Below are 1019 nucleotides of genomic sequence, written 5' to 3'. Positions count from 1 at the left end.
CGCGCGCCGCCGCGGCCCGTGCGGCAGGCAGAGCAGCCGGAACCCGCGCGGGCCGAGCCTCCGCGTCCCGCGGCGCCTCCGCGACCGGCGGAGCCACCCGTGCCACCGGTCGCGGAAAAGCCTGCCGCGGAAAAGAAGGTCGAAGCGCCGGTGCTCAAGCCGCCGTCCCGTCCTGAGCCGGTTCAGGAGGCAGCGGCGTCCGACAGTGACTGGCGTCGCCGGGTGCCGAAGAAACCCCGGCAACCCAAACCGGCGATCAGGTTCGAGCCCAAGGCCGAACCCGCCGCACCGAAGCTGATGCCGCCGAAACCGGAACCCGCCCCGCGCCCCGAGCCGGTCTCGCACCGAGAGACGCCCCCGCGCTCCGACACTGCACCGCGCCGCGAGACGGCCTCGCGCTCAGAGGCGGCCCCGCACCGAGAGGCGGCCCCGCGCCCCGAGGCGGCACCGCGTTTCCAGCCGGAGACCTCGGGACGTCGTCGTCGGGAGGAGCCCGCGGCCCGCGAAACCCCCGCCGCCCACGAGGTCGTGCCCCAGGACCCCGCGGTCGCACGCCTGGACACCCCCGCCCCAGAACCCTATGTCCCGGAACCTATTGCCCCGGAACTGCTTCTGGCTCCCGAACCGGCGGCCGAACCCCGGCCCCGGATGACCGCGGAGCCCGAGCCGCCCCGTCCGCCGGGGACCGCCGCCCCGTTGTGGGAGAGCGACGAATGGGCGGCCGAGGAGCGTGTCCGGCGGTCCGCCGCGCCCGCTTCTCGCACGACCAGGCACGACGCCGAACACGGTTCCGTGGCGGCGAAGTCGGTGCTGGACCGGCTCGGGATTTCGAGCACCGGAGGAGGCCGAGGTCGCCGTCGCGCGGACGCCGCGGATCCCGTGCATCCCGAGCCCGTCGCGGAGGAACGCGCCGAAACCGCCCGCGCTCGCCGGGAACCGCCTCCGGTCGAGTACGCCGAACCCGCCGTCCCGCTCGCGCCGCCGCCTCGGGAAGACCCGGTGCCGTCGCGCGAGGACGT

Annotated in this window: 1 pseudogene; it reads left to right on the top strand. The window is 76.0% G+C overall.

Annotated features, from left to right (window positions below):
• Positions 1–99: 99 nt before the first annotated feature.
• Positions 100–1019: pseudogene (locus tag CFP71_RS42445) on the top strand (hypothetical protein); the annotation flags it as partial.

Origin of the sequence: Amycolatopsis thailandensis, assembly GCF_002234405.1 — a bacterium.
GTDB lineage: Bacteria > Actinomycetota > Actinomycetes > Mycobacteriales > Pseudonocardiaceae > Amycolatopsis > Amycolatopsis thailandensis.
The sequence above is the reverse complement of the archived record's forward strand: the minus strand, read 5'-3'. Positions and strand labels throughout refer to the sequence as shown.